The following is a 24832-nucleotide window of genomic DNA, read 5'->3' as shown; positions in this document are numbered from 1 at the left end:
TATTACTCATGGATTTCAAACTCACAGAAATGCAGCAAGACATTGCCAATCTCGCTAAAGATTTTGCTACAAAACGCCTGGCTCCGACCGTAAAAGAACGCGACGAAAAAGAAGTTTTCGACCGCGCTATCCTCGATGAAATGGGCACCCTCGGCCTCCTCGGCATTCCCTGGGAAGAAGAAAACGGCGGCGTTGGCGCCGACTTCCTCAGCCTGGCCGTTGCCTGCGAAGAAGTCGCTAAAGTCGACCCCTCCATCGCTTTGAGCTTCGAAGTTCACACCATGCTCTGCTCCTGGCCTATCTGGAAGTTCGGCACGGCAGAACAGAAAGAAAAATACTTGAAACCGTTGGCAGAAGGCACGAAGCTCGGCGCTTTCGGCTTGACGGAACCCAACGCCGGCACGGACGCCCTCAACGGTTCCTCCACGGCTGTTAAGGAAGGCGACTACTACATCCTCAACGGATCCAAGGTCTTCAACACCAACGGCGGCGAAGCCGACGTAACCATCGTATTTGCAGCTACGGATAAATCCAAGGGCGCGAAGGGCATGAGCGCGTTCATCGTTGAAAAAGGCATGGAAGGCTTCACCTACGGCAAACAGGAAGTCAAAATGGGTATCCGCGCTTCCGTACAGCGCGAACTCGTATTCCAGAACGTTAAAGTTCCGGCAGCCAACCTCCTCGGCAAAGAAGGCGAAGGCTTCAAGATTGCGATGATGACCCTCGACGGCGGCCGCGTAGGCGTCGGCGCACAGGCTCTCGGCATCGCCGAAGGCGCATACAACGAAGCTGTTAAATACGCGAAAGAACGCGTTCAGTTCGGCAAACCCATCGCTACGAAGCAGGCTATCGCCTTCATGCTCGCTGACATGAAGCTCAAGATCGAAACGGCTCGCCTCGCCGTATACAAAGCAGCCTGGAAGATGGGCCAGCCCGACGTGAAGTCCTACTCCATGGACGCGGCTATTGCTAAGAAATACGCTTCCGACATCGCGATGCAGGTTACGACGGACGCTGTACAGGTCTTCGGCGGCTACGGTTTCACCCGCGAATACCCGGTAGAACGGTACATGCGCGACGCTAAGATCACTCAGATCTACGAAGGCACGAACCAGGTACAGCAGATGATTATTTCCGGCGCTATCCTGAAATAATTCGGCAGGACCTCTTTAGAAATACGCATTCACATAGTAGAGTACGAAAACGCTTATAGAAAAATCGCTTGTAAAAAAGGAGCCGCAGTTTCGCTTGCTGCGGCTCCTTTTATCATATACGGGGAATTGTGGCGGATAGGCTATTGCAGAAAGACTCTCCAAAGGCCGATGATCAAGAATATCATGACGATGATAAAGCTGACGACCCGGGTCTTGGAGAAAATTTTCGGATTGTTCTGCATGTTTTTCGGCGGCGCCGGCGGCGGGACGATTTGCTTCGTGCCGCAGATGGGGCACATGAGGACGCCGTCGCGCAGCTCTGTGCCGCAGGTAGGACAAATCACGGTATCATCTCCTATTTCTATATATCACTATTACTATAGGGGGATAGGCGGGGGCTGTCAAGAGGCGGGCCGGCGGAATGTATTCTCCCCTAAATTGATATACATTTCCCTCGTTTTTTGCTATAATAAATAAAACACGTGCTCCAGAAGGACTTCTGATGGAAAACGTCATAGGCATGCAGCCGTACTTATCTGCAAAGAAGAAATTCTGCGCAGGCGAGGCGAAAGCACGTATAGTGGAAAGCTACGAGGCTCTGTGTTTTCGCACAGAGCCTTTTTGTCCATACAAAAGGAGGAAGACTATGGAAACAAGATTAGCCCTTATCGGAATCATCGTAGGCAAGCGGGACGAGACGACGAAGCTCAACGAGCTCCTTCACGAATACGGCCAGTATATCGTCGGCCGCATGGGCATTCCGTATAAGGATAAGGATATCAACGTCATCAGCATTATTATCGACGCGCCGCAGGATACGATCAGCGCCTTGTCGGGAAAGCTCGGCATGCTTCCCGACGTGAGCACGAAGACGATCTATCCGCCGCTGCCGCAGCAGAGGTGAGACCATGCTGAAACTTGCGATTTACGGAAAGGGCGGCATCGGCAAGTCGACTATGACCAGCAACCTGGCGGCGGCCTTCGCCTATTTGGGAAAGAAAGTCATACAAATCGGCTGCGACCCCAAGGCCGATTCGACGCTGAACCTGCTGGGCGGCGAGCTGCTCGAGCCGGTCATGAATTACCTGCGCGAGCACGACGACGACCCGCAGGCTATCGAAGAGATTTCTCGCGTCGGCTACGGCGGCGTCCTGTGCATCGAAACGGGAGGCCCGACGCCGGGCCTGGGCTGTGCCGGCCGGGGCATCATCGCGACCTTTGACTTATTGGAAGACATGGGATTGTTTGAACAGTACGAGCCTGACGTCGTATTATACGACGTGCTGGGCGACGTCGTCTGCGGCGGCTTCGCCGCGCCGATCCGCGAGGGCTACGCCGATCAGGTCCTCATCGTCACGTCGGGCGAAAAGATGGCTCTCTATGCGGCGAACAACATCAACACGGCCGTCAAGAATTTCGCCGACCGCAGCTATGCGAAGGTCAAGGGCATCATCCTGAACCGCCGCAACGTACCGGGAGAAGAAGAAAAGGTCCGGGCTTTCGCGGCGGAACGGGGGCTGGCCATCGTCGGCGATATTCCCCGCAGCGACGACATCAACCGCTTTGAGGAAGAAGGCAAGACCGTCGTCGAGGGCAATCCGGAGCTGCCCATCAGCCAGGTGTTTATCCAGCTGGCGCAGACATTATGGAAAGACAAGGATACTGCGATATGACACAACGAAAACCCTATGCGATTACTGTCAGGGAGCTGGCCCGGCGGGGCCGCGGCGATATTCCGTCGGACCTCGTGTCGTCGGCTCACCTCATTTACAATTCGCCGGCGGCACTGGCCTTTAACTCTCCTGGAGCCCAGGGCTTCGGCGTCAAGCGGGCCGGCCTGGCCATTCCCGGCTCGGTCATGCTGCTCGTCGGCCCGGGATGCTGCGGCCGCAACACGACGATATTGAGCGAAATGGGCGGCTACAGCGACAGATTTTTCTACTATATCATGGATGAAACGGATATCGTGACGGGACGCCATCTGCGGAAAATTCCCCAGGCTGTGGCGGAGGTCGTCGAAGCCCTGCCCCAGGAGCCGACTGTCGTCATGATCTGCATGACCTGCGTCGACGCCCTGCTGGGCACCGACATGGAACGGGTGTGCCGCAAGGCCGAGGCTAAGGTGGGCCTGCCCGTCGTGCCCTGCTATATGTACGCCCTGACCCGCGAAGGCCGCAAGCCTCCTATGGTCGACGTGCGCCGGGCCATTTACTCCCTTCTCGAAAGGGACGACCGCGACAGCCGCACCGTCAATATATTGGGGCATTTTGCGCCGCTCCGCGATACGTGCGAGCTCTATGGCGTCCTGCGCCAGCTGGGCATTCGCCAGATAAACGAGATTTCCCGCTGCCGCGATTTCGCCGAATATAAGGCCATGTCCAAGGCCAATTTCAACGTCATCCTCCATCCCGAGGCGCGGCTGGCCGCCCAGGATATGGAAAAGCGGCTGGGCATTCCCAGCATCGAGCTGACGCGGCTGTACCAGATCGACAAGATTCGCAGCCAGTACCAGGCTTTTGCCGGCGCCTTAGGCGGGGCCGCAGACGATACGGTATGGTATGACGAAGCGGCGGCCGACGCGGCGGAAGCGGCGAAGCGGTACGGCGGTACGACTATCGCTGTCGGGGAAATGCAGAACGGCAACGCCTTTGAAATGGCTCTGGCTCTGACGCAGTACGGCTTTGTGGTCAAGGAGATTTACGCCAGCGTGTCGCCCTATGATTTCGCCTATATCCGCCGCTTGGAAGCGCTAAGCCCCGACACGGAGGTATACTCTAATTTGTCGCCGTCGATGCTGTATTACGAAGGCGGGGACCATCCCGTCGAGCTGACAATCGGCAAGGACGCGGCTTATTATCACGACGATGCGGCCCATGTCTTTTGGGACGAAGAGATTCAGCCCTTCGGATACGACGGGCTGCGGGAGCTGCTGCGCCAGATTTCGGCGGCATTGGAAGGGAGGACGGCCCGATGAAAGGTCTTTGGAAATATATATCGCCCTTTGCGCCGGACCAGTCCGGAGCGGCGGCGGTGATGTACGGATTAAACGGCATCGTCGTCATCTGCGATGCCGGCGGCTGCGCCGGCAATATCTGCGGCTTTGACGAGCCGCGCTGGTTCAGCGGCGGCAAGAGCGCCGTATTCAGCGCCGGCCTGCGCGATATGGACGCCATCCTGGGCCGGGACGACCGCCTGGTGGCGAAATTGGCCGACGCGGCCCGGCAAATCGACGCCTCCTTCGCCGCCATCGTCGGTACGCCCGTGCCGTCGGTCATCGGCACGGATTACCGGGCTTTGAAGCGCATGGCTGAGAAGGAACTGTCTATCCCAGTCGTCACGCTGGATACGACGGGCATGGAGCTGTACGACGCAGGCATTGAAAAAGCGTATGATACGCTGTTCAGGGCCTTTGCCGACTTGTCTATGCAGGCTGAAGACGGCATCGTCGGCGTCATCGGCGCCGTCCCCTTGGACCTCATGCATCCCTGCGACAGGGAAGGCATCGTCGGCGCCCTTCGGGAAGAGGGCTGGCGGCAGGTATGGCTGTACGATACCTTCGGCGAATTTGCCCAGGCCGGCAAGGTCAGCCGCAACATCGTCGTGTCGCCGTCGGGCCTTCGGAGCGCAAAGTACTTGAAAGAAACCTTCGGCACGCCCTACGAATTCCGTTATTTCGGCTTGGAATCGGTGCTGCCGGAGGGGCTCGACCTTTCCGGCGCGTCGGTTCTCATCGTTCACCAGCAGACGGCGGCCAACGCCATGCGGGAGCTGGCGGAACGGAGAGGTGCGAAGGCTGTCACCGTCGCGTCGTGGTTCATGGAACCCCAGGAATGCCGCCGCGAAGGGGACATCCTGCTGAAAGAAGAAGACGATTTCCGCAGCCTGGCCGATAACGACGCCTTTGATATCGTCATGGGCGACCTGTATTTTAAGAAAGCCCTGCCTCATTTCCAGGGCATCTATATAGATTTTCCTCATTTTGCCGTATCGGGGAGGGAATAAGCCATGAAGACGGAACGGATCTGCGTGTTCGGCATCGTCCAGGGCGTAGGCTTCCGGCCCTTCGTGAGCCGTCTGGCGGCGAAGCACGGCTTGGGCGGCACGGTCTGCAATAAGGGCTCGTACGTGGAAATCATCGCCCAAGGAGCGGACGACGCCGTAGAGGCCTTCTGCCGCGACCTGCCGGAGCTGGCTCCGGAGCGGTCGGCTATCTTGAACATCGACCGGTCGGCGGCAGAGCCGAAGCCCTATTCGTCCTTTGACATCGTAGAAAGCGCCAGGGAAGAAGGCCATATCTTCGTCTCTCCCGATATCGCCGTCTGCGACGCCTGCAAGGCCGAGCTCTTCGACCCGTCGGATCGGCGCTATCTCCATCCCTTCATCAACTGCACGGCCTGCGGGCCGCGCCTGACGATTCTCGACGCCATGCCCTATGACCGGGAACGGACCAGCATGGGCGCCTTTCCCATGTGTCCGGCCTGCGAATACGAATATACCCACGCTGAGACGCGGCGCTACGACGCCCAGCCGGTGTGCTGCAACGACTGTGGCCCCGAAGTGTATCTGCTGGGCCGGACGGAGCGGCGCAGGGAGGCCATTACGGAGGCCCGGCGCATCATCGCCGGCGGCGGCATCGTCGCCGTCAAGGGCATCGGCGGCTTTCATCTGTGCTGCGACGCCGGGAACGAAGACGTTGTGAGCCGCCTGCGCCAGTCGAAGCGCCGCCCCGTCAAGCCCCTGGCCGTCATGATGCGCGATATGGACGTCGTCCGGCGCGAATGCGTCGTCGAAGCCGGCGAAGAAGAGATACTGGACGGCTGCCAGAAGCCGATTCTGCTGCTGCGCAAAAAGGAGGGCGGACGGCTGTGCCCGTCTATTGCGCCGGGCAATCCCAAGGTCGGCGTCATGCTTCCCTATGCGCCCCTGCAGCTCCTGCTGTTTACGTACGACGACGGCGTCGCCATGCCCGATTGCCTGGTCATGACCAGCGCCAACGAGTCGGGAGCGCCGATTTGCCGGACCGACGACGACGCGAACAAGGAATTGTCGTCCCTGTGCGACGCCGTATTGTCGCATAACCGCCGCATACGCCTGCGGGCCGACGATTCGGTCATGGACTTTTTCGATGGCGAACCCTATATGATACGCCGTTCCCGAGGCTACGCGCCCCTGCCCTTTTTCGTCGGCCCCGACGAGGGAAAGCAGGTGCTGGCTGTCGGCGGCGAACTGAAAAATACATTCTGCCTTGCCAAAGGCAATTTATATTACCTGTCGCCGTACATCGGCGATCTGAGCGATGCGCGGACCGTCGACGCCCTGCGCGAATCGGTGGAGCGCATGGAATCGCTCCTAGAAGCGACGCCGTCGGCCGTCGTCTGCGATACCCATCGGCAGTACAATTCCGTTGCCGTCGCTGAGGAATTGGGACTGCCGGTCCTGAAGGTACAGCACCATTACGCCCACGTCTTGTCGTGCATGGCCGAGAACAATTACCTCGAGCCGGTCATCGGCGTTTCCTTTGACGGCACGGGCGATGGCGGCGACGGCACGATTTGGGGCGGCGAAGTGCTTTTGGCCGACGTGCAGGGCTACAGCCGCTTTGCCTCCGTCGCGCCCTTTCATCATGTCGGCGGCGACGCGGCGTCCCGCGAGGGCTGGCGTATTGCCGTAAGCCTGCTGTACGACAATACGGGACGGAATAAGGAACAAACGGCGGCTCTGGCTGAAAAGCTCCGTCTCTGCAGCCAGGAAGAATTGCAGGCCCAGTTTTTCCTGGCTGACAACGGTGTCAACACGGTCGTGTCGACCAGCGCCGGCCGCCTCTTTGATGGCCTCAGCGCCGCCCTGGGCCTGTGCCGGCAGTCGACCTTTGAAGGACAGGGGGCCATGGCCCTCCAGTTTGCCGCTGAAGCGTGGGAGCAAACCCACGGAGAAGAGGCTGTCGTCCCCGGCCTGTTGGAACGGCTTTCCGATCGATACGCCCTGGCGACGCAGCGCGTTTTCGACGAATGCGTCCAGTCGTATGTAAAGCACGGCGACGCCGGCAGGGAGGCCTATGCCTTCCATAAGGCCTTAGCCGGCATGGTGCTGGCAGCGGCCCGGCAGGCTCGGGAAGAGACGGGACGAAACGCCGCAGCCTTGAGCGGCGGCGTCTTTCAGAATACGCTGCTTCTGCGCCTGTGCTGCCGGGCCTTGGAACGAGATGGATTTACGGTACTGCGTCATCGCCTCGTGCCGCCGAACGACGGCGGCCTGGCCTTAGGGCAGGCCTTGTACGGCATGTACCATCTGCAATAGATTGAAGGAGGAATTACGATGTGTGTAGGATTACCAGCGCGAGTAGTTACGATAAAGGACGGCATGGCCTTAGTCGACGCGTCCGGCGCGCGGCGCGCCGTGTCGGCCGAGCTCATTGACGAGCTGGACCCGGGTGATTACGTCATGGTCCACGCCGGTATGGCTATCGCCAAGATTACCGATACGGACGATCATGAAATGGACGATATCCTGGAGGACTTATGATGGCAGAAGGAAAGAAGAAATCGGCTCTGGACATCATTAAAAGCTATGACGGGCCGCCGGTGCGCATTATGGAGGTCTGCGGGACCCATACGCACGAAATATTCCGCTTAGGCCTGCGGCAGATTCTGCCCAAGGAGGTCACGCTCATTTCCGGGCCGGGCTGCCCGGTCTGCGTGACGCCGGTCAGCTTCATTGACGAAGCTATCTGGCTGGCGCTGGAACGAGGCGTTACGATTTGCACCTTCGGCGACCTGGTCCGCGTGCCCGGCTCGGAAGGCAGCCTGGCCACAGCCCGCAGCCAGGGGGCGAGGGTAGAAATCGTCTATTCGCCTGTCGACGCCTGCGGCTATGCGGCGGCTCATCGGGATGAACAGGTCGTATTCCTGTCCGTCGGCTTTGAAACGACAACGCCGGCAGCTTGTCTGGCCGTCAAAGCGGCAGCGGAACAAGGATTGACTAATTTTTCGATATTAACGGCAAACAAGACGATGCCCCAGGCCTACGAAGCCCTCAAGGACAGCGCCGACGTGTTCCTCTATCCGGGCCATGTCGAAGCCGTCATGGGGACAAAGCACTGCGAAGGACTGGCAGAGCGGGGGATTTCCGGCGTCGTCGCCGGATTTACGGCGAAAGAGCTCTTGACGGCCTTTGCCGTCATCTTGGCGAAATTTCCTCAGGGAAAGCCCTTTTTCAAAAACTGCTATCCCCGCGTCGTCACGGCAGAAGGCAGCTTGCCGGGCCAGCGGCTCATGGCGGAGGTCATGGAGCCCTGTGATTCGGAATGGCGGGGCCTCGGCGTGATTCCGATGTCGGGCCAGCGGCTGCAGCAGCGGTATGCGGCTTATGACGCGCGGCAGAAATACGGCGTGCCGCCTATGCATGGGCGGTCTAATCCGGCCTGCCGCTGCGGCGACGTCCTGCAGGGACTCTGCACGCCGCCGCAGTGCCCCGTATTCAGCAAGGGCTGCACGCCGGACCATCCCGTAGGGGCCTGCATGGTATCGCACGAAGGAGCCTGCTCGGCCTATTATCAATATGGAGGCGGAAATCATGAATGACGTAGTGACGCTGGCCCATGGAAGCGGCGGCAAACAGACGGCGGAATTAATCGATACGGTATTTAAAGCTCATTTTTCTAATCCTGAATTTACGGCCGACGACGCGGCCCTCTTGTCCGTCGGCGGCGCAAATCTGGCCTTTACGACGGACGGGTTCATCGTGTCGCCTCCTGAGTTTCCCGGCGGCAACATCGGCAAGCTCAGCATCTGCGGCACAGTCAACGACCTGGCCTGCATGGGCGCGAAGCCCCTGTACATGACCTGCGCCTTCGTCCTGGAAGAAGGCTTTCCCCTAGCGAAGGTGGAAGCATACGCCGCGGCCATGGCCGAGACGGCGGCTGAGGCAGGCGTGCGCATCGTCGCCGGCGATACGAAGGTAGCCGGCAAGGGACAGGTCGACGGCCTGTTCATTACGACGACGGGCATCGGACTGGCGACGGAAGGCGTCCATTTGTCGGGCGCCCAGGCCCGGCCCGGCGACGCCGTCATCGTCAGCGGCGATATTGGCCGTCATGGCTGTACGATCTTACTGGCCCGCAGCCAGTTCGGCATCGACGCCGACGTAACCAGCGACTGCGCTCCTTTGTGGGGAACCGTGCAGTCCATGCTGGAAACGACGAAGGACATTCACGTCATCCGCGATGCGACCCGCGGCGGCGTCGGTACGGTCCTCCATGAAATTGCCGCCCAGAGCGGCGTCGGCATCCGGCTGGACGGCGCGGCGATCCCCGTCGCCCCGTCGGTCCGCGGCGTCTGCGGCATGCTGGGCCTGGAGCCCCTGTATCTGGCCTGCGAAGGCCGTCTGGTCATCTTCGCGCCGAAGGATAAGGCTACGGCCATCGTGGAAACGCTGCGGCAGGGGAAATACTCCGGCGAAGCGGCGATTATCGGCGAAGTGACGGCAGAGCGGCCGGGACGGGTCGTCGTCCGCACGGAAATCGGTGCGGAAACGCTGCTGCCGCCGCCGGGCGGCGAATTGCTGCCCCGCATTTGCTGAGAAGACGGAGGATGTAACCTATGATAAAAATTGCTGTATATGGAAAGGGCGGCATCGGCAAGTCGACGACGGTCTCCAACATGGCGGCGGCCCTGGCGGAACGGGGACTGAAGGTCATGCAGATCGGCTGCGACCCGAAGGCCGACTCGACGGCGGGCCTTCACGGCGGCGCGGCGATTCCTACGGTTCTCGACCTCATGAGGGACAAGGGCCGGGATGTTTCCTTAGACGAGATGACCGTCGCCGGCTACGGCGGCGTCGTCTGCGTAGAAGCCGGCGGCCCTGCGCCGGGCCGGGGCTGCGCCGGCCGGGGCATCATTGCCGCCCTGGATCTGCTCAAGGCCAAGGGGGCCTACGAGGTATATCAGCCCGACGTCATTTTCTACGACGTCCTGGGTGATGTCGTCTGCGGCGGATTCGCCATGCCCATGCATAAGGGCTATGCCGACGCCGTGTTCATCGTCACGTCGGGAGAAAACATGGCCATCCATGCGGCGGCCAACATCGCCATGGCCGTCGAATCCTTTAAGGGCCGGGGTTACGCCCGCTTGGGCGGCCTCATCCTGAACCGCCGCAACGTAACGAACGAAGAGGAAAAGGTACGGGAACTGGCCGGCGACATCCACTCGGCTGTCGTCGGGACGCTCGACCGAAGCGAGACCGTGGCTCAGGCGGAAGAATTGGGAAAGACCGTCGTCGAAGCCTTTCCGGACAGTCTCATGGCCGGCCAGTACCGGGCCTTGGCCGACGCCGTCCTGGCGGCGGCAAAGGGGTGATACGATGCTGAAACGAATTGACGGACGGGAAGACACGTCGGAAGCCTGTATCGCCATAAAGGACGCCGTATTTCCCGGCATCTTTTACGACGGCCTTCAGTACACGCCGCCGGCTCGGGGGACATGGAACATCGTCCACACGAACATGCTCGTTCCCGATTCTCATCAAATCTATATCTGCGCTCTCGGCTGCCTGCGCGGCGTCGTCCTGACGGCGGCCGAAATGGGGGCGATGGAACGGTTTTCCTCCATCGTCGTCGAAGAGCATCATTTATACGACGGTACTATGGAAGACTGTATCGTCGACGGCGTCGGCGAAATCCTGCAGGGGCTGCTGCCTCAGGTACCGAAGGCCTGCTTTATCTATCCGGCCTGCATTCATCATTTCATGGGCTGCGATATGGACGACGTATACCGCCGCCTGGAAGAGGCCTATCCGCAGACGCGCTTCGTCGCCTGCTGGATGGACCCTATCCGCCGCCATTCCGATTTGACGGCGGAAATGCGGACGCGGCGGCAGTTGTACAGCCTGCTGGAAAAGGGCCCCATCAATCCTAAATCGGTCAACATCGTCGGCAGCAATCTCGCCGTGCCCCAGGACTGCGAGCTGGCGCTGCTGCTGAAGCAGAACAGTTTTATCCTGCGGGAACTGCCGGTCTGCAAGACCTATGAAGATTATGAAAAAATGGCCGAAAGCATATTGAATATCGGTCAGGAGCCCTACGCCCGCGGCCCCTTGGAAGATATGGAACGGGAATTAGGACAAAAAGGGCTGTATCTTTCCAACAGCTTCGGCTACGACGAAATCATCGCCAATCTCCACGCCGTCGCCGACGCCCTTCAGCTGCCGCGGCAGTCTTATGACAGAGAAGTGGAGCAGTGCGAGCAGGCCTTTGCAGCGGCCAGGGACATCATCGGCTCTATGCCCGTCGCCATTGACAGCGCCGCTGTGTTCCGGCCCTTTAGCTTGGCGAAGACCTTGTTGCAGCACGGCTTTGCCGTCCGGCGCGTCTATACGGACGGCGTAAGCGGCGAAGACGGCGACGATTTCTTCTGGGTACAGGAGCACTATCCTGATCTGGAGCTGTATTCCATGCGCCACGCCAAGATGCGCCGCATAGACCGCCATACAGACGTGCCTATGCTGGCTATAGGACAAAAGGCGGCCTATTTTACGGGGACGGCCCATTTCGTCGATATGGCGGAAAACGGCGGCCTCCGCGATTTCCGCGGCATTCGGACGCTGCTGGACTGGATGACCGAGGCTTTCCAGACGGAAAAGGAAGCCCGCGAATCGATTAACCTGAAAGGATGGGGGTGCCGGTCATGTGTATGAAAGAAGCCGTAAGCCGTATATCGACGTACTCTGCCGACACCTTCGGCGTCTGCTCGTCCCTGTATGAGCTCAGAGGCATGGTGGTCATTCACGACCCGTCGGGCTGCAACTCGACGTATGCGACCCACGACGAGCCGCGCTGGTACGACCAGGACAGCCTCATCTTCATCTCCGGCGTCACCGAAATGGACGCCATCATGGGCAACGATGACAAGTTCGTCCACGACGTCGTGTCGGCGGCCCGCGATTTTTCACCGAAATTCATCGTCATCCTGTGCACGCCTGTGCCGCTCATGACGGGAGCCGATATGGACGCCCTGGCGGCGATGATTGAAGAACAGACGGGCATCCTGACGATGGCCTCGACGACGAACAACATGAATCTGTACGATAAGGGCATCGCCTGGGCCATGAAAATGCTGGCCGAACGAATCGTAAAGGACGTGCCTGCGCCGTCGCCAGCCGGGCCCATGTGCTGCTCGTGGCAGCCTGAATTTGCAGCCTGCGGCGCGGGAGCATCGGCTAAGCCGCTGCGGGTCAACGTCATCGGCGCGACGCCTCTCGATTTTTCCTATAACGGCAGCGAAAAGTCGATGAAGCGGTTCCTGCGCCGCAGCGGCTTTTCCCCGTGCAGCGTCTGGGCCATGGGCAGCCCGCTGGAAGAAATCGAAATGGCCGGCCTGGCTGACGTCAACCTCGTCGTGTCGGCAGGTGCTGTCGAAGGGGCCAAGGTCATGAAGAAGCGCTTCGGCATACCCTATGTCGTCGGCGTTCCCATCGGTTCCTATATGCAGGAAGAAATTGCCAAAGGACTGCGCCGCGCCGCGGACACGAAGGAAGATATCTACGTCTGCGCCGACAGCCGGGCCGATTGCAGCGAAGCCGATACGATTATCATCGGCGAAAGCGTCTATTCGGCGTCTCTGGCGGCCGCTCTGGGCCGGGAAGGCCAGGCGGCGAAGGTGTACTGCCTGCTGAACGAGTGGCCAGGCGTCTTGGGAAAAGAAGACGTCTTTGTTTCTTCAGAAGGCGATCTGCGCTGCCGCTTAGCGGGCTGGACGGGGACAGTCATCGCCGATCCCTTGTACGGGCCTGTCGTTCCGGAGAAAGCTCATTTCGTCGGCTTGGGCCATACGGCCTTTTCCGGGCGGCTGTACCAAAAGGTCATCCCGAATCTGATCGATGATTTCGAATCCTTTGTCAAAAAGGTCAATGATTTCGCCGCCTTGGTTCATACGGTATAAGAGGGGGAATCGCCATGTCTATGAATGATACGCCGTCAGGCGAACGGGTTCATATCGGTTTTTTCGGCCGCCGCAATGCTGGCAAGTCCAGCGTAGTCAACGCCGTGACAGGCCAGAATCTGGCCATCGTGTCCGATACGAAGGGCACGACGACGGACCCGGTCTACAAGGCCATGGAGCTGCTGCCCCTGGGGCCGGTCATGATCATCGACACGCCGGGCTTCGACGACGAAGGCGCGCTGGGGGAAATGCGCGTTCAGCGGACGAAGCAGGTCCTCAACAAGACGGACATCGCCGTCCTCGTCGTCGACGGGACAGAAGGCCTGAAGGGCTGTGACGAAGAGCTGCTGGCCTTATTTAAGGAAAAGAACATACCCTATATTACGGTGTACAATAAAAAAGACCTGCTGGAAGCATGCCCGCCGGCCGGAGACCATGACATATACGTCAGCGCCGTCACCAAGGACGGCATCTTTGAATTAAAAGAACAGATGGCCCGCCTGAAGCCCGTCGGCGAGGACACGCCGATAATCGGCGATTTGCTGACGGCCGGCGACTTTGTCGTCCTCGTCGTGCCGATCGACACGGCAGCTCCAAAGGGGCGGCTCATCCTGCCGCAGCAGCAGACCATCCGGGAAATCCTCGACGCTAACTGTACGTCCGTCGTCGTCAAGGAAAACGCCCTGGCGAAGACGCTGGAAGAACTGGGCAAGCCCCCCCGCATGGTCGTGACGGACAGCCAGGTCTTCGGCGAAGTCGCCGCCGTCGTGCCGGACGAAATGACGTTGACGTCCTTTTCCATCCTCATGGCCCGCCATAAGGGCTTTCTCCGGGACGCCGTGCGGGGAGTGACGGCCATCGAAGGATTAAAGGCCGGCGATACGGTCCTCGTGGCCGAAGGCTGCACCCACCACCGCCAATGCGACGACATCGGCACGGTGAAAATTCCCCGCTGGCTCAGGGCACATACGGGAAAGGATATTGCCATCCAGACCTGCAGCGGCCGGGAATTTCCCGAAGACCTGTCGCCGTACGCCATGGTCATTCACTGCGGCGCCTGCATGCTCAACGAGCGGGAAGTGCAGTGGCGCATGAAGTTCGCCGGCCGGCAAGGCGTGCCGATGACCAACTACGGCATCGCCATCGCCTACATGAAAGGCATCTTAAAACGATCCCTGGAGCCGTTCCCCGATTTGGCGGCTTTGGTGAAATAACGCAAAACATCCCGAGAGTTCTCTGCGAGCTCCCGGGATGTTTTTGCATACCCGATCGTTCGCTCCGGCCGCTATAGGGGAATGACGGCATATATGCTATAATAAAGACAAATTTTGAGAAATGGAGCGTATATATGAGAAAAATTCTTTGGCTGGCCCTGGCCCTGTCGATAGCGGTCTTCCAGGCCATCGGGGCGGCGGACTTTTCCAATCTCGTCGTCATTCATACCAATGACACCCACGGCTACGACCAGAAGGCCGACGGCGTGTACGGCATGGCGGCCGTAGCGGCGCTGAAGCAGGAATACGAGGCGAAAGGCAAGGACGTGCTTCTCGTCGATGCCGGCGACGCCATACAGGATCATAATTTAGTCAATCTGAGTCAGGGCGCAACGGCCATCGCCTTTATGAACGCTGCGGGCTACGACGCCATGACGCTGGGAAATCACGAATTCGATTACGGTCAGGACGTGACTCTCAAACGGGCTGCGGAAGCGGATTTCCCCTTTCTTTCCTGCAATATCCTCGTCGACGCGACGGGAAAGACTTTCGTCCGACCCTATACGATCGTTGAAAAAGGCGGCGTGACCGTCGGCATCGTCGGCATCACGACACCCGAAACGGCAGGGGCGACGAATCCGAAGAACGTATACGGCCTGACCTTTTTGGACGGACAGGACTTATACGACGCCGTGCAGTCCAGCGTAGACTATCTGCGCGGCGCCGGCTGCGACCTCGTCGTGGCCTTGGGCCATTTGGGCAGCGAGCCGTTCAGCGAGGGCCATCGGTCCGACGACATCCTGCGCCATGTGCGGGGTATCGACCTCTTTATCGACGGCCACGACCATCGCGTGAAAAATTACCGTGTCGACGGCGTGCTGCTGACGGCGACAGGCAGCCATTTAGCCAACATCGGCGTCGTTTCCTATGCGGACGGCCAGTGGCAGGAACAGAATCTTCCTTACGGCGCCTTTGCCAAAGAAGACGAGGCCGTCAAAGCCTTAGTCGATGCGGCGGCGGCCGGCGTACAGGCCGAATTGTCCAGGCCTATCGGCGCGGCAGATATCATGCTGGACGGCAGCCGGCCTAAGGTGCGGATGGAAGAGACGAATTTAGGCGACTTTATCGCCGACGCCGTCTTGTGGCAGGCCCGCATGGCGACGGCTGCAGAGGGGACGACTATCGACGGAGCCGTCGTCAACGGCGGCGGCCTGCGCGCGTCTATCCCCGCCGGTTCTGTAACCCAGGGAGACGTTCAAGGCGTGCTGCCCTACCGAAATCAGGTGTGCGTCGTAACCATGACCGGCCAAACCTTGCTGGAAATCATGGAAGCGTCGACGGCGGCGGCTCCCTATCCGGCCGGGGCCTTCCCCCAGGTTTCGGGCATCGAAATGACGGTCCGTACGGATCTCCCCTTCGCGAAGGGGCCGGCCTACGGAAATGGGAAGTACTACAAGCCGGCAAAGCCCGGGCAGCGCGTGACGATTCATTCCGTCGGCGGCAAGGATTTTTCTCCCGATGCGGTATATACGATCGCCACGTATGAATTCATCAGCCGCGGCGGCGACGCCTACGGCGCACTGGCCGAGCCGGGAAGGGCCGAAACGAAGTATGTCGGCTACACCGACGCCGAAGCCGTGGTTAACTACATTCAGGATGAGCTACAGGGGCGAATCGGGACGGAATACGCCGCACCGCAGGGGCGGATTCAGCTGCGGCCTTAGGTGGATTTGCGGCGCGCCTGCAGCGGGCGTATGAATGCGAGAGGATGAATATGGCAAAAATTGCGTTAACCTTAGAGCAGAAAATTAAATTATCCCAGATGCAGCGCCTGACCATTCAGATGATGACCCTGCGGGGACAGGATTTGGTGGAATTTCTTCACGAAAAGGTGACGGAAAATCCCCTGCTGGATATTCGCTATCCCGACGTGCGGCCCAAATCCGGCGGCGGCACGGAAAAGCCGATCGACAATATCCGCAGCAGCGGCGACTCGCTGGAGGAAAAGCTCATGAAGGAGCTCCGCGTCCAGTCTGTTCCCAAAAAGGTGATGCTGGCCGCCGGGCTGGTCATCCAGTCCCTCGATGAGAAAGGCTTTTTCGCCGCCGCGTTGGAAGATATCGGCGTCGATTACGGCCTGTCTGTCGCCGACATGGAAGAGGGGCTGCGCTTAGTTCAGACCTTCGACCCGCCGGGTGTCGGCGCGCGGACGATACAGGAAGCTCTGCTGATTCAGACGCGCCGCCGGAAGGACGTGCCAGAAGGGGCGGAAGAGCTGCTGATGAACCATTACGACGATTTCATCCGCGGCCATTGGAAGCGGCTGGAGGAACAGATGGGTTTGTCGCCGGAAGGGCTGGGGCGAATCCGGCGCTTTTTGAAGAAGCTGGCCCTTCAGCCGGCTGCGCCGGCCGACGAACGGACGGAATTCGTGCGGGCCGATATAGAAATCCTCTGCGATGAAGAAGGTCATCTGACGGTGCGTTCCCTGGAAGATCTGCCGGATGTATTTTTTCGCGACGATTTGTATACGGCCTACGGCAAGGACGGCGATAAGGCGACACAGGACTTCATCCGCAAGGCCAAGCGGCAGTTTTTGGACTTGCAGACGGCCCTGTCTTATCGCCGCCAGTCGATTTTTACGGTCGTAGAGCACATATTGAAGGAGCAGGGAGACTATTTTCTCCATGGCGGCAGCCTGCGTCCTCTGACCCAGAAGGACATCGCCGCTGCGACGGGACTCAGCGCGGCGACGGTGAGCCGCGTCTGCCGCGACCGCTACACCTTGTTCCGCGGCCGCATATATCCGATACAGTCCTTTTTGGCCCACCATTACCGCTGCGACAGGGAGAGCGGCGGCAGCATTTCCGACAAGGCCATCATGGAGAAAATGGCGCGGCTCATTGCGGAAGAAGACTGCCGGCGTCCCTGGTCCGATCAGGACTTAGCCGATTATTTCGGTCAGCAGTCTATTCACGTGGCCCGGCGGACGATTACGAAGTTCCGCTTAAAAATGAATATTCCCAACAGCCGGATGCGAAGAAGAATGAAGGAATAGCTTGCGGCATTGTAGAAGTCGTCCGCCGTTTTTCCCCGCCGTACTGCCGGCATGATACAACATCCCCCTCTCAGACTGAAGGTCAGTCGGGAGGGGGAATTTTGTTGGGAAAAATCGATTGAAGAGACGGGGCCTGCACGCTACAATAGACGTAGGACAGCAGCGGGAGGCAGAGGACATGAGACAGAAGCAGATTGCCATTATCACAGGCGCATCCAGCGGATTGGGACGGGAACTGGCGGCATATCTCGACCGGAGCGGTGTCGATGAAATCTGGGTAAACAGCCGGCGAGCCGAGCGCCTGGAAGACCTGCGCCGAAGGGCGCGCACGCCGGTGCGGATTATTGCCGGGGATATCAGCGGCGAGGCGGCGATAGAAGCCTTTCAGTCGGCTCTAAGAGAAGAGAATCCCGTTGTCGCCTATTATGTATATGCCGCCGGATTTGGAAAAATCGGCGCGACAGGCAGCATTTCCTTGTCGGATCTGCGGCAGATGATAGGAGTCAACGATACGGCAGCCGTGACGCTGACTGAGGTTTGCCTGTCGTATATGACTGCAGGAAGCCGCGTAGCTTTTGTCTGCTCCGTCGCGGCCTTTCTGCCGATTCCGTATCTGAACGTATACGCCGGAACCAAAGCCTTTTTGTACCGCTACGGCCGGGCCCTGGCCGTCGAGCTTGCGCCGCGGTGCATCGGCGTTACGGTCGTATGCCCTTATTGGATTCGGGATACGGAATTTATCGCCATTGCCAGACAGTCGGAAGATCGGCCTTATTTCAATCGCTTTCCCTTGGCGTCTTCAGCGGCCTTCGTGGCGAAGGCTGCCTGGGACGATATACAGCGTGGCAAGACCGTGTCGACGCCGGGCTGGGCTGCCAGTCTGATTCGCGTCGGCGCGAAGGTACTGCCGGCGGCCCTCGTCATGAAGATGAGCCGTATCTTATTTGGGTGATTTTAGCTTTCTGTTTTTATGGCGAAGAGAAAATACAATACATGTACGCACCAAATCATGGCGACGACAAGGCTGGCTGGCCATGAAGCATCCATGATCCATACGGCGAAAGCCATCATAATAGTAACGGTACTCATGATGACAGCCTTTGTTTTTAACGGCAGGGACTTCTTTTCTAGGAAATCTGCCAGATGCTTTTTGTATAAGTCCGACTGCTGAAACCAGCGATGCAGACGAGCTGACCCTTTGGCAAAACAAAAGAGCGTCAGCATATAAAAGGGAACTGTTGGCAGAATAGGAAGAAATATTCCAATAGTTCCTGCTGCCAGAGACGCGAAGCCTAAGGCCAGCCAGCAGGCTTGGAATATGCGGCGCCAAGGAGCGGTATGAAACGATGGCATGAGAAAATCACCCCATTCAATAGATAATAAAAATCAATTTTATCATATCGAAAGATGCGCATGCCGTCAAGAGAGCAGCATAGTCTATTGGACAGGGGGCGTTATTGTTTCGGGCGGCAGGTTAGGAAGTTCCAAAGGGGAATGAAATATAAGTAACAAGCTAGGGGAACCGAGGCGAGGGGCGCGTCGATAATCGCCAAAAAGGCCGAGCAGGCGATTGACCAGGGAATGAGGGCTGAAATGATGATGACCGTATTTTCCAGATGAATGGCTAGGCGCTGCGGGTCGGGTTCGACAGACTGGCAGAGTTGGTGCGTCAGCATGGTGGCTAAGGTTTGATTGCAGGAGATCATAGAGGTTATGATAGATGTTGCAATGATGGTGCCGAATGGAGTAATGCGCTGACTCAGGACCGTCATATGCGTCTGGATGGCTTCAAGAAAGCCTGTGCCAGAAAACATACCGGCATAACTAGATGAAATACAGATGATGGCGACGACGTCGGCCATGGAAACAATGCCGCCGCCGGAGGCCAGGCGGGCCAGATCCGGATCGGAAGGATGAAATCCCAACAGGCAGGAAGCAAAGATTTCACTGAGGGGCATGTGTTGTATTTCTGAGGCAATAATTGCCGCAGCTATCGTGCTGGTAATCATGATGGCTTTTACGTCGATTCTCCGGGCAGACAAGATAATGACCAGTGCGGCTGGTACAAGCGTTATCCACGATAGGTTAAAAGAACGGCAAAATAGTTCAGCGGCATTACTGCTGGTACTGCTGCCTTGAAACAATATACCCATTGACGCGTATATGACGCATGTTAAAATACTGGGAACGACGGCAGTTTTAACCATGAGACGGCAGTTCGTAAAGATATCGGTCTTCGTAATGGCGGCGACGAGGAGGGCACTTGTCGACATGGGGGAACAGCGGTCGCCGAAATACGAACCGGCCATAATGGCTCCGCCGGAATACATAGGCGGGATATTCATGCTATTGGCGATGGTCATGCAGATAACGCCTATGGTTGCTGCTGTGCCGAAGGACGTGCCGGTCAGGGCCGATACGAGGGCGCACAGCAGAAACGACGCCAGGAGGACGGCGCTGCCGTCGCACCATTGTGAGGCATGGTATACGATATATGGGATAGTGCCGCTGATGCGCCAGGCTGCTGTCAGCATGCCGACGAGGGACAGGGTGATGAGGACGTTTTTTGTCGTCTTAATGCCGGACAAGGCCAGATGAACCATTTCAGAAAAGGAATGGCCCGTTTTCAGGCCATGGCTGAAAAATAGGATGAAGCCGGCCAGCAAGGCGAAAATCAACGACTTTCCAGCCGCCAGGCAGGCGATGAGAGCAGCGGAAAAGGCTGCTAGTATCCAGAGTTCCATTGACAGGAACCTCCTTTGTTGCAGGTCTTGGTTATAGTGTAATATTCTTTGCCACGTATGGCAATATTTCGACGCACCGCATCTTTGGTGATGAATCTAGGCATACATTTGTATTTTTGATATACTGAGGCTGTAATGACGATTAGATAAAGGGGGCACGCCATGATTCGCTTTATATTTTTCTGTCTGGGCAAAATATTCATATATCGCCGGGCCGTGCTGATGGCTTTTGCCTGGATTGCCCGCTTCGGTTACTTGGCCTACGCTTTGTACGGCCTTGTCGAGTGGTTCCGTCCCGGCCGCATGGCCGATACCCTGTACCGCCGCCGGACCTTGTTGTACTGCCTGTTTTCCGTAGGGCTGGGCTCGGCCGTATCGTTTGTCATCGGGCGCATTTGGAGCCGTCCTCGTCCCTTTGTCCGCCATAGAGGGATATCCTCCCTCATTCCTCACAAGGAAAACGCGTCCTTTCCGAGCAATCACGCCATGAATTCCATGGCTGTAGCCCTCATGCTGCTGAGCAGAAAGAACTGGATGGGCCTTCCTTTTTTAGTTGGCAGCGTCGTATTAGGCGCTTCTCGCGTCGTCTGCCGCCTTCATTATGTCAGCGACGTGCTGGGCGGCTTTGCCATCGGCGCGGTCAGCGCCTGGGGTATTCGGCGCAGCGCAGCCGCTAAGGAGGCGGCGACGTACATTCTTTGGCTGTACGACGGCATTGCCGGCGCAATGGCTGTCTGGCGCAGAAGATGGTAGCAGCCGGCTGGGCGCAGCCATATTGCTGCGCCGCCGGACAGGAAGAAAAGAAAATTTTTATGCAAAAATCCCGTTCCGCTATGGTGAGTCATAGCCGGAACGGGATTTCTTTTTTAATCTAATTTTAATTTTCGCCTAATCTTATTTTAATCTTTCTTTTCCGGTGTGAACTTCGTAGAAAGGATATGACCGACGAACAAGGCGATTGCGCCGATGAAGCATACGAGGCCAAGAATGTCAGCCGTGCTCTTGAATTCTTTGCCGACGAGGGCCAAGGGGTTTTCGCTGCCGCCGGAGGTGACGGAAACGACGATGAGCAGGGCGATGATGACGCCCATGAGGCTTTCGCCGACGATGAGGCCTGAAGCGAAGAGGACGCCGCGGTGGCTGCAGGCTTCTACGTCTTCTTCTTCATGGCCCGGGCTGCGAAGAGCCGCTCTGGCCTTGAGATGCTTATGTACGAAGTAGCCGATAACCGAACCGATGACCAGAGGAATTTCCAAAGTCGGCGGCAGGTAAATGCCCATGCCTACGGCCAGCGGCGGCAGGGCCAGGGCTTTCGTATTTTTCGTCAGCAAGAGGTCGATGATGATGACGACGATGCCGACGCCGATACCTAAGAGGATGTAGTCCCAGTCGAGGCTGGAGCTGAAAATCCCCTGGGCGATGGTCGTCATGAGGGTTGCCTGCGGAGCAGACAAGGCCTGGGACGGGTCCATGCTTTCGCGGGGCAGTGCGCCGGTGAAGCCGTAGGCCTGATAGAGCAGGTTTAATACGGGAGCGATGGCGATAGCGCCGATGACCGAGCCCAAGATGAGGGCTACCTGCTGTTTCCACGGCGTAGCGCCTACAATATAGCCTGTCTTGAGGTCCTGCAGGTTGTCGTTGGAAATGGCGGCAATGCTGACGATGACGCTGGTAATGAAGATCGCCAGGGCCGTAGCGAATTTCGTGCCTTCTGCCGTTTCAAAGACGCCGAAGGACGTGCTCAGGGCGAAGACGACGAGGGACGATACGATGATGCCCAGAATACCGATGCCGGAAATCGGGCTGGCCGAGGTACCGATCAGGCCGGCCATGTAGCCGCAGGCGGCAGCGACGAAGAAGCCCATGAGGACGGCGACGATGATGCCGACGGCGATGTAGGTAATCGTGACGGACATGGGAAGACCTGCTGCGCCTACGAAGGAGTAGAACGTGATGAACAGGCCGACGAGGATGGCGATGAAGACGATGGCGATGGATTTCGGCGTCATGTCGATATCCGTGTGGTGAAGTGCCTTCTTTTCCGCCGTGTCGTTGTCGCGGATCGCGCTGATAGACATTTTAATGCCGTCGATAACCGGTTTGGCCAGGCGGATCAGGGTCCATACGGCGGCGATGCCGATGCAGCCGGCGCCGATGAAGCGGACCTTCTGGGCCCAGATCTGGCTGGCGAAGTCGGCCGCAGCCTGGCCTTCAGCCGGCGTAATGACGCTGGTCAGATAGGGGACGAAGACGACCCATGCCAGGAGCGTGCCGACTAAGATGGCAATACCGCTGGCAATGCCGATGAGGTAGCCCGCGCCGAGGAGGGCCATGGAGAAGCCCAGGGGCAGCTGCGTCGTCGCCGTCTTGCCGAGGGCGATCCAGTAGCTGAATTCGGACGACAGGATGTGGAAACCGTTGGCGCAGAGGCTGAACAAGCCGGCCAGGGCCGTGCCGGACACGATATCCTTCATGCCCGTTTCCTTCTTGCTCGTAGCTTCGTGAGCAGCTTCGGCCTGGCGGATGTCGCTGCCGACCTTCAGGATTTCAGCGGCGGCCCGGCCTTCCGGATAGGGCAGGTCGCTGTTGACGACCATAGCCCGCCGCAGCGGAATGGTAAACAGTACGCCTAAGGAACCGCCGCAGGCGCACAGGAGCAGCGTTTCCCAGAAGGGAAAGCCCTGCCAGTAGCCGAGCATGAGCAGGCCCGGCAGGATGAAGATGATGGCCGACAAGGTGCCGGCAGCGGAAGCCTGCGTCTGGACCATGTTGTTTTCCAGGATGTTGGAATGCTGGAACATGCGCAGGATTGCCATAGAAATAACGGCGGCCGGAATGGACGATGAGAACGTCAGGCCGACCTTTAACCCCAGATAGACGTTGGACGCCGTGAAGATGACCGTAATCAGCGCGCCGAGGAGCATGCCGCGGACGGTCAATTCAGGCAGGTTGGGGTAGTTTACCGTCATGTTTGGTTTTGAATCCATGATGGAAACCTCCTTCGATAAAGTATAGATAGATTTGACCATATATTATGACAATTCTTCACATATAGTATACTAGATTTTTATAGATTCGTCACATCGGCCCGGCAGGGGAATGATTCATTATATGTGGGAATAAATAGACGATTTTCGATGATTTTTATGCAACGTAAAACGATAAAGCATACGAAAATCTTGCGCATGCGTGGTATAATAAAAAGTAATGAATTTGCGTGCTCTATGAGACGATTAAAGGAGGAACTACGTGATGAAGGATAACGAAATTATCGAAGGCGTGCTGAAGGAGTTTGCCGGCCTTGCCAAATGCCCCCGGCCGTCGCGCCATGAAAAAATAGTCAGCGACTACATCGTAAAGCGCCTGGGAGAGTTAGGCATTACCCAAGTCGTACAGGACGAAGTGTACAATGTCATCGCCGACGTGCCGGCTACGCCGGGCTGTGAAGATCTGGCATTGACCATTGTACAAGGACACATGGATATGGTCTGCGTGTCCAAGCCCGGTGTGGACTACGACCCCTTGACCAGTGAAATCAAGCTGGTCCGCGAAGGCAATATCCTGCGTGCCGACGGCACGAGCTTAGGCGCCGATGACGGCATTGCCGTAGCCGTTGCGTTGTATCTCATTCAGCAGCCCGACGTGCAGCACGGCCCGCTGCGCCTCATCTTTACAGTCGACGAAGAAACGGGCATGACTGGCGCGACCCATTTAGACCCGAAATATGTGCAGGACGCCAAATACGTCCTCAACTGCGACTCTGAATACATCGACGTCTTGTGCGTCGGCTCTGCCGGCAGCGTCCATACGCATTTTTACCGCACCTTGACGCGGCGTCAGCCCCAGGGGGCGAAAGCCGTCGCCGTCATGACCAAGGATTTTGTCGGCGGCCATTCAGGCGAGACGATCAATGCCGGCAAGAGCAATGCCATCAAAGCGCTGGCCCATACGCTGCGCCGTTTGACCGAAGCAGGCGTCGCCTATGAATTGGCGTCCATCGACGGCGGCGTAGCGGCGAACGCCATCCCGTCGTCGGCAGAAGCCCTGATCGTCCTTCCGAACGCCGATACGGCAGCCGTACAGGCCGTGCTGGACGAAGCGAAAGCGGAATTGGATTTGGTGTACGGCGAAGTAGAAAAGACGGCGGCCATCGTCATGGAAGACCGGCCCATGCCGGAAACGGTACTGGCTGCCGACGACGCCAAAGCCGTCGTACAGCTGCTGCTCATCCTTCACTGCGGCGTATTCGCCATGAATCAGACCTTGCCTAAGCTGCCGGACTTATCGGCCAACGTCGGCACGATTCGGACGGAAGAAGAACGCGTTGCCATTCAGTATTTCCCCCGTTCGTCCTCCGACGCCCGCCTGCGCGAGTTCATGCAGGTACTGCCCGTATACGGCGAGCTGACGGGCTGCACCGTCGACATCGCCTCGCCCGAACCGGCGTGGACGGAAAATCCCCACAGCCAGCTTCTGCCCATCATTTCGGAAGTATATACGTCCGAAGCAGGCCATGCTCCTCGCGTGGAAGCGATGCACGGCGGCTTGGAAACGGGCTATTTCTACGCCATGAATCCTAAGCTCGACATCGTATCGGTCGGCCCGACGACGCATGCCATCCACAGCGCCGACGAATCGCTCGAGCTCGATACGGTAGCCTTATTGGTCCGCATCATCGCCGGTACGCTGCCGAAATTGAAATAAACGAACCCATTACACTGCCGCATCG

General features: G+C 58.3%; 22 protein-coding genes. 18 read left to right on the top strand and 4 right to left on the bottom strand.

Annotated elements, in window-relative coordinates; all coding sequences use genetic code 11:
- Positions 1–8: 8 nt before the first annotated feature.
- Positions 9–1154 (top strand): acyl-CoA dehydrogenase, encoded by a 1146-nt coding sequence (locus E0L13_RS04655; RefSeq protein WP_168060679.1) that lies wholly within the window; start codon positions 9–11, stop codon positions 1152–1154.
- A gap of 140 nt (positions 1155–1294) precedes the next feature.
- Here E0L13_RS04655 and E0L13_RS04650 read toward each other — a convergent pair whose 3' ends face one another.
- Positions 1295–1498, bottom strand: coding sequence for a zinc-ribbon domain-containing protein (locus E0L13_RS04650; protein ID WP_087478793.1), 204 nt, complete (start codon positions 1496–1498; stop codon positions 1295–1297).
- A gap of 302 nt (positions 1499–1800) precedes the next feature.
- Between E0L13_RS04650 and E0L13_RS04645 the strand changes: the two genes are divergently transcribed.
- The 15 genes from E0L13_RS04645 to E0L13_RS04575 all read left to right on the top strand — a co-directional run bounded on the left by E0L13_RS04645 (position 1801) and on the right by E0L13_RS04575 (position 18311).
- Complete coding sequence (locus tag E0L13_RS04645; protein ID WP_107196068.1) at positions 1801–2058, top strand: TM1266 family iron-only hydrogenase system putative regulator; 258 nt, start codon at positions 1801–1803, stop codon at positions 2056–2058.
- 4 nt (positions 2059–2062) lie between these two features.
- Entirely contained in the window at positions 2063–2827 is a 765-nt protein-coding gene (locus tag E0L13_RS04640) for a nitrogenase iron protein NifH (RefSeq protein ID WP_168060677.1), read from the top strand.
- Positions 2824–4128 carry a nitrogenase component 1 gene (locus E0L13_RS04635; RefSeq protein WP_168060675.1) on the top strand — a complete coding sequence of 435 codons (1305 nt, stop codon included), beginning with the start codon at positions 2824–2826 and terminating at the stop codon, positions 4126–4128. The genes E0L13_RS04640 and E0L13_RS04635 overlap by 4 nt, the downstream gene beginning before the upstream one ends.
- Positions 4125–5156, top strand: a complete 1032-nt coding sequence (locus E0L13_RS04630) for a nitrogenase component 1 (protein WP_168060673.1) — start codon at positions 4125–4127, stop codon at positions 5154–5156. The genes E0L13_RS04635 and E0L13_RS04630 overlap by 4 nt, the downstream gene beginning before the upstream one ends.
- Before the next feature lie 3 nt (positions 5157–5159).
- A complete protein-coding gene (hypF, locus tag E0L13_RS04625) occupies positions 5160–7451 on the top strand; it encodes a carbamoyltransferase HypF (RefSeq protein ID WP_168060671.1) in 2292 nt (763 codons plus the stop codon).
- Between the two features lie 18 nt (positions 7452–7469).
- Positions 7470–7676: a HypC/HybG/HupF family hydrogenase formation chaperone gene (locus E0L13_RS04620; protein WP_087478799.1), complete on the top strand. Its 207-nt coding sequence runs from the start codon at positions 7470–7472 to the stop codon at positions 7674–7676.
- Positions 7676–8734, top strand: coding sequence for a hydrogenase formation protein HypD (gene hypD / locus E0L13_RS04615; RefSeq protein WP_168060746.1), 1059 nt, complete (start codon positions 7676–7678; stop codon positions 8732–8734). Before E0L13_RS04620 ends, hypD begins: the two co-directional genes overlap by 1 nt.
- Complete coding sequence (gene hypE / locus E0L13_RS04610; RefSeq protein ID WP_087478801.1) at positions 8727–9731, top strand: hydrogenase expression/formation protein HypE; 1005 nt, start codon at positions 8727–8729, stop codon at positions 9729–9731. The genes hypD and hypE overlap by 8 nt, the downstream gene beginning before the upstream one ends.
- Positions 9732–9751: 20 nt before the next feature.
- Positions 9752–10507 (top strand): nitrogenase iron protein NifH, encoded by a 756-nt coding sequence (locus E0L13_RS04605; protein ID WP_168060669.1) that lies wholly within the window; start codon positions 9752–9754, stop codon positions 10505–10507.
- 4 nt (positions 10508–10511) lie between these two features.
- Positions 10512–11843 (top strand): nitrogenase component 1, encoded by a 1332-nt coding sequence (locus E0L13_RS04600; protein WP_168060666.1) that lies wholly within the window; start codon positions 10512–10514, stop codon positions 11841–11843.
- Positions 11834–13087, top strand: coding sequence for a nitrogenase component 1 (locus E0L13_RS04595; RefSeq protein ID WP_168060664.1), 1254 nt, complete (start codon positions 11834–11836; stop codon positions 13085–13087). Before E0L13_RS04600 ends, E0L13_RS04595 begins: the two co-directional genes overlap by 10 nt.
- Positions 13088–13101: 14 nt before the next feature.
- A complete protein-coding gene (gene hydF / locus E0L13_RS04590; RefSeq protein WP_168060662.1) occupies positions 13102–14301 on the top strand; it encodes a [FeFe] hydrogenase H-cluster maturation GTPase HydF in 1200 nt (399 codons plus the stop codon).
- A gap of 134 nt (positions 14302–14435) precedes the next feature.
- Entirely contained in the window at positions 14436–16025 is a 1590-nt protein-coding gene (locus E0L13_RS04585) for a bifunctional UDP-sugar hydrolase/5'-nucleotidase (protein WP_168060660.1), read from the top strand.
- 50 nt (positions 16026–16075) lie between these two features.
- Positions 16076–17359 (top strand): RNA polymerase factor sigma-54, encoded by a 1284-nt coding sequence (rpoN, locus tag E0L13_RS04580; RefSeq protein ID WP_168060658.1) that lies wholly within the window; start codon positions 16076–16078, stop codon positions 17357–17359.
- 178 nt (positions 17360–17537) lie between these two features.
- Entirely contained in the window at positions 17538–18311 is a 774-nt protein-coding gene (locus E0L13_RS04575) for an SDR family NAD(P)-dependent oxidoreductase (RefSeq protein WP_168060656.1), read from the top strand.
- A gap of 2 nt (positions 18312–18313) precedes the next feature.
- Here the strand turns inward: E0L13_RS04575 and E0L13_RS04570 are convergent, their stop codons facing one another.
- A complete protein-coding gene (locus E0L13_RS04570; RefSeq protein WP_168060654.1) occupies positions 18314–18712 on the bottom strand; it encodes a YbaN family protein in 399 nt (132 codons plus the stop codon).
- 101 nt (positions 18713–18813) lie between these two features.
- Positions 18814–20103 (bottom strand): Na+/H+ antiporter NhaC family protein, encoded by a 1290-nt coding sequence (locus E0L13_RS04565; RefSeq protein WP_168060652.1) that lies wholly within the window; start codon positions 20101–20103, stop codon positions 18814–18816.
- 162 nt (positions 20104–20265) lie between these two features.
- On the opposite strand from E0L13_RS04565, the gene E0L13_RS04560 reads away from it, so the two are divergent.
- Positions 20266–20856, top strand: a complete 591-nt coding sequence (locus E0L13_RS04560; RefSeq protein WP_168060650.1) for a phosphatase PAP2 family protein — start codon at positions 20266–20268, stop codon at positions 20854–20856.
- A 146-nt stretch (positions 20857–21002) separates the two neighbouring features.
- Here the strand turns inward: E0L13_RS04560 and E0L13_RS04555 are convergent, their stop codons facing one another.
- On the bottom strand, positions 21003–23090 hold the full coding sequence (locus E0L13_RS04555) for an oligopeptide transporter, OPT family (protein ID WP_168060648.1): 2088 nt from the start codon (positions 23088–23090) through the stop codon (positions 21003–21005).
- Positions 23091–23355: 265 nt separating this feature from the next.
- Between E0L13_RS04555 and pepD the strand changes: the two genes are divergently transcribed.
- On the top strand, positions 23356–24807 hold the full coding sequence (gene pepD / locus E0L13_RS04550) for a beta-Ala-His dipeptidase (RefSeq protein ID WP_168060646.1): 1452 nt from the start codon (positions 23356–23358) through the stop codon (positions 24805–24807).
- The last annotated feature ends 25 nt before the right edge of the window (positions 24808–24832 follow it).

It is taken from the genome of Megasphaera sp. SW808 (assembly GCF_012027795.1).
Classification (GTDB): domain Bacteria; phylum Bacillota; class Negativicutes; order Veillonellales; family Megasphaeraceae; genus Megasphaera; species Megasphaera stantonii.
Note: the sequence above shows the minus strand (reverse complement) of the source record. Positions and strands in the feature narration are given on the sequence as shown.

What these genes read in the sequence shown, in the direction of transcription:
- hydF (WP_168060662.1), top strand. Translation starts at nt 13,102, where the DNA reads ATGTCTATGAATGATACGCCGTCAGGCGAACGGGTTCATATCGGTTTT.
- E0L13_RS04595 (WP_168060664.1), top strand. Translation starts at nt 11,834, where the DNA reads ATGTGTATGAAAGAAGCCGTAAGCCGTATATCGACGTACTCTGCCGAC.
- E0L13_RS04560 (WP_168060650.1), top strand. Translation starts at nt 20,266, where the DNA reads ATGATTCGCTTTATATTTTTCTGTCTGGGCAAAATATTCATATATCGC.
- hypD (WP_168060746.1), top strand. Translation starts at nt 7,676, where the DNA reads ATGGCAGAAGGAAAGAAGAAATCGGCTCTGGACATCATTAAAAGCTAT.
- E0L13_RS04630 (WP_168060673.1), top strand. Translation starts at nt 4,125, where the DNA reads ATGAAAGGTCTTTGGAAATATATATCGCCCTTTGCGCCGGACCAGTCC.
- E0L13_RS04555 (WP_168060648.1), bottom strand. Translation starts at nt 23,090, where the DNA reads ATGGATTCAAAACCAAACATGACGGTAAACTACCCCAACCTGCCTGAA.
- E0L13_RS04620 (WP_087478799.1), top strand. Translation starts at nt 7,470, where the DNA reads ATGTGTGTAGGATTACCAGCGCGAGTAGTTACGATAAAGGACGGCATG.
- E0L13_RS04570 (WP_168060654.1), bottom strand. Translation starts at nt 18,712, where the DNA reads ATGCCATCGTTTCATACCGCTCCTTGGCGCCGCATATTCCAAGCCTGC.
- E0L13_RS04655 (WP_168060679.1), top strand. Translation starts at nt 9, where the DNA reads ATGGATTTCAAACTCACAGAAATGCAGCAAGACATTGCCAATCTCGCT.
- rpoN (WP_168060658.1), top strand. Translation starts at nt 16,076, where the DNA reads ATGGCAAAAATTGCGTTAACCTTAGAGCAGAAAATTAAATTATCCCAG.
- E0L13_RS04605 (WP_168060669.1), top strand. Translation starts at nt 9,752, where the DNA reads ATGATAAAAATTGCTGTATATGGAAAGGGCGGCATCGGCAAGTCGACG.
- E0L13_RS04575 (WP_168060656.1), top strand. Translation starts at nt 17,538, where the DNA reads ATGAGACAGAAGCAGATTGCCATTATCACAGGCGCATCCAGCGGATTG.
- E0L13_RS04635 (WP_168060675.1), top strand. Translation starts at nt 2,824, where the DNA reads ATGACACAACGAAAACCCTATGCGATTACTGTCAGGGAGCTGGCCCGG.
- E0L13_RS04600 (WP_168060666.1), top strand. Translation starts at nt 10,512, where the DNA reads ATGCTGAAACGAATTGACGGACGGGAAGACACGTCGGAAGCCTGTATC.
- hypF (WP_168060671.1), top strand. Translation starts at nt 5,160, where the DNA reads ATGAAGACGGAACGGATCTGCGTGTTCGGCATCGTCCAGGGCGTAGGC.
- E0L13_RS04645 (WP_107196068.1), top strand. Translation starts at nt 1,801, where the DNA reads ATGGAAACAAGATTAGCCCTTATCGGAATCATCGTAGGCAAGCGGGAC.
- E0L13_RS04640 (WP_168060677.1), top strand. Translation starts at nt 2,063, where the DNA reads ATGCTGAAACTTGCGATTTACGGAAAGGGCGGCATCGGCAAGTCGACT.
- E0L13_RS04565 (WP_168060652.1), bottom strand. Translation starts at nt 20,103, where the DNA reads ATGGAACTCTGGATACTAGCAGCCTTTTCCGCTGCTCTCATCGCCTGC.
- hypE (WP_087478801.1), top strand. Translation starts at nt 8,727, where the DNA reads ATGAATGACGTAGTGACGCTGGCCCATGGAAGCGGCGGCAAACAGACG.
- E0L13_RS04585 (WP_168060660.1), top strand. Translation starts at nt 14,436, where the DNA reads ATGAGAAAAATTCTTTGGCTGGCCCTGGCCCTGTCGATAGCGGTCTTC.
- pepD (WP_168060646.1), top strand. Translation starts at nt 23,356, where the DNA reads ATGAAGGATAACGAAATTATCGAAGGCGTGCTGAAGGAGTTTGCCGGC.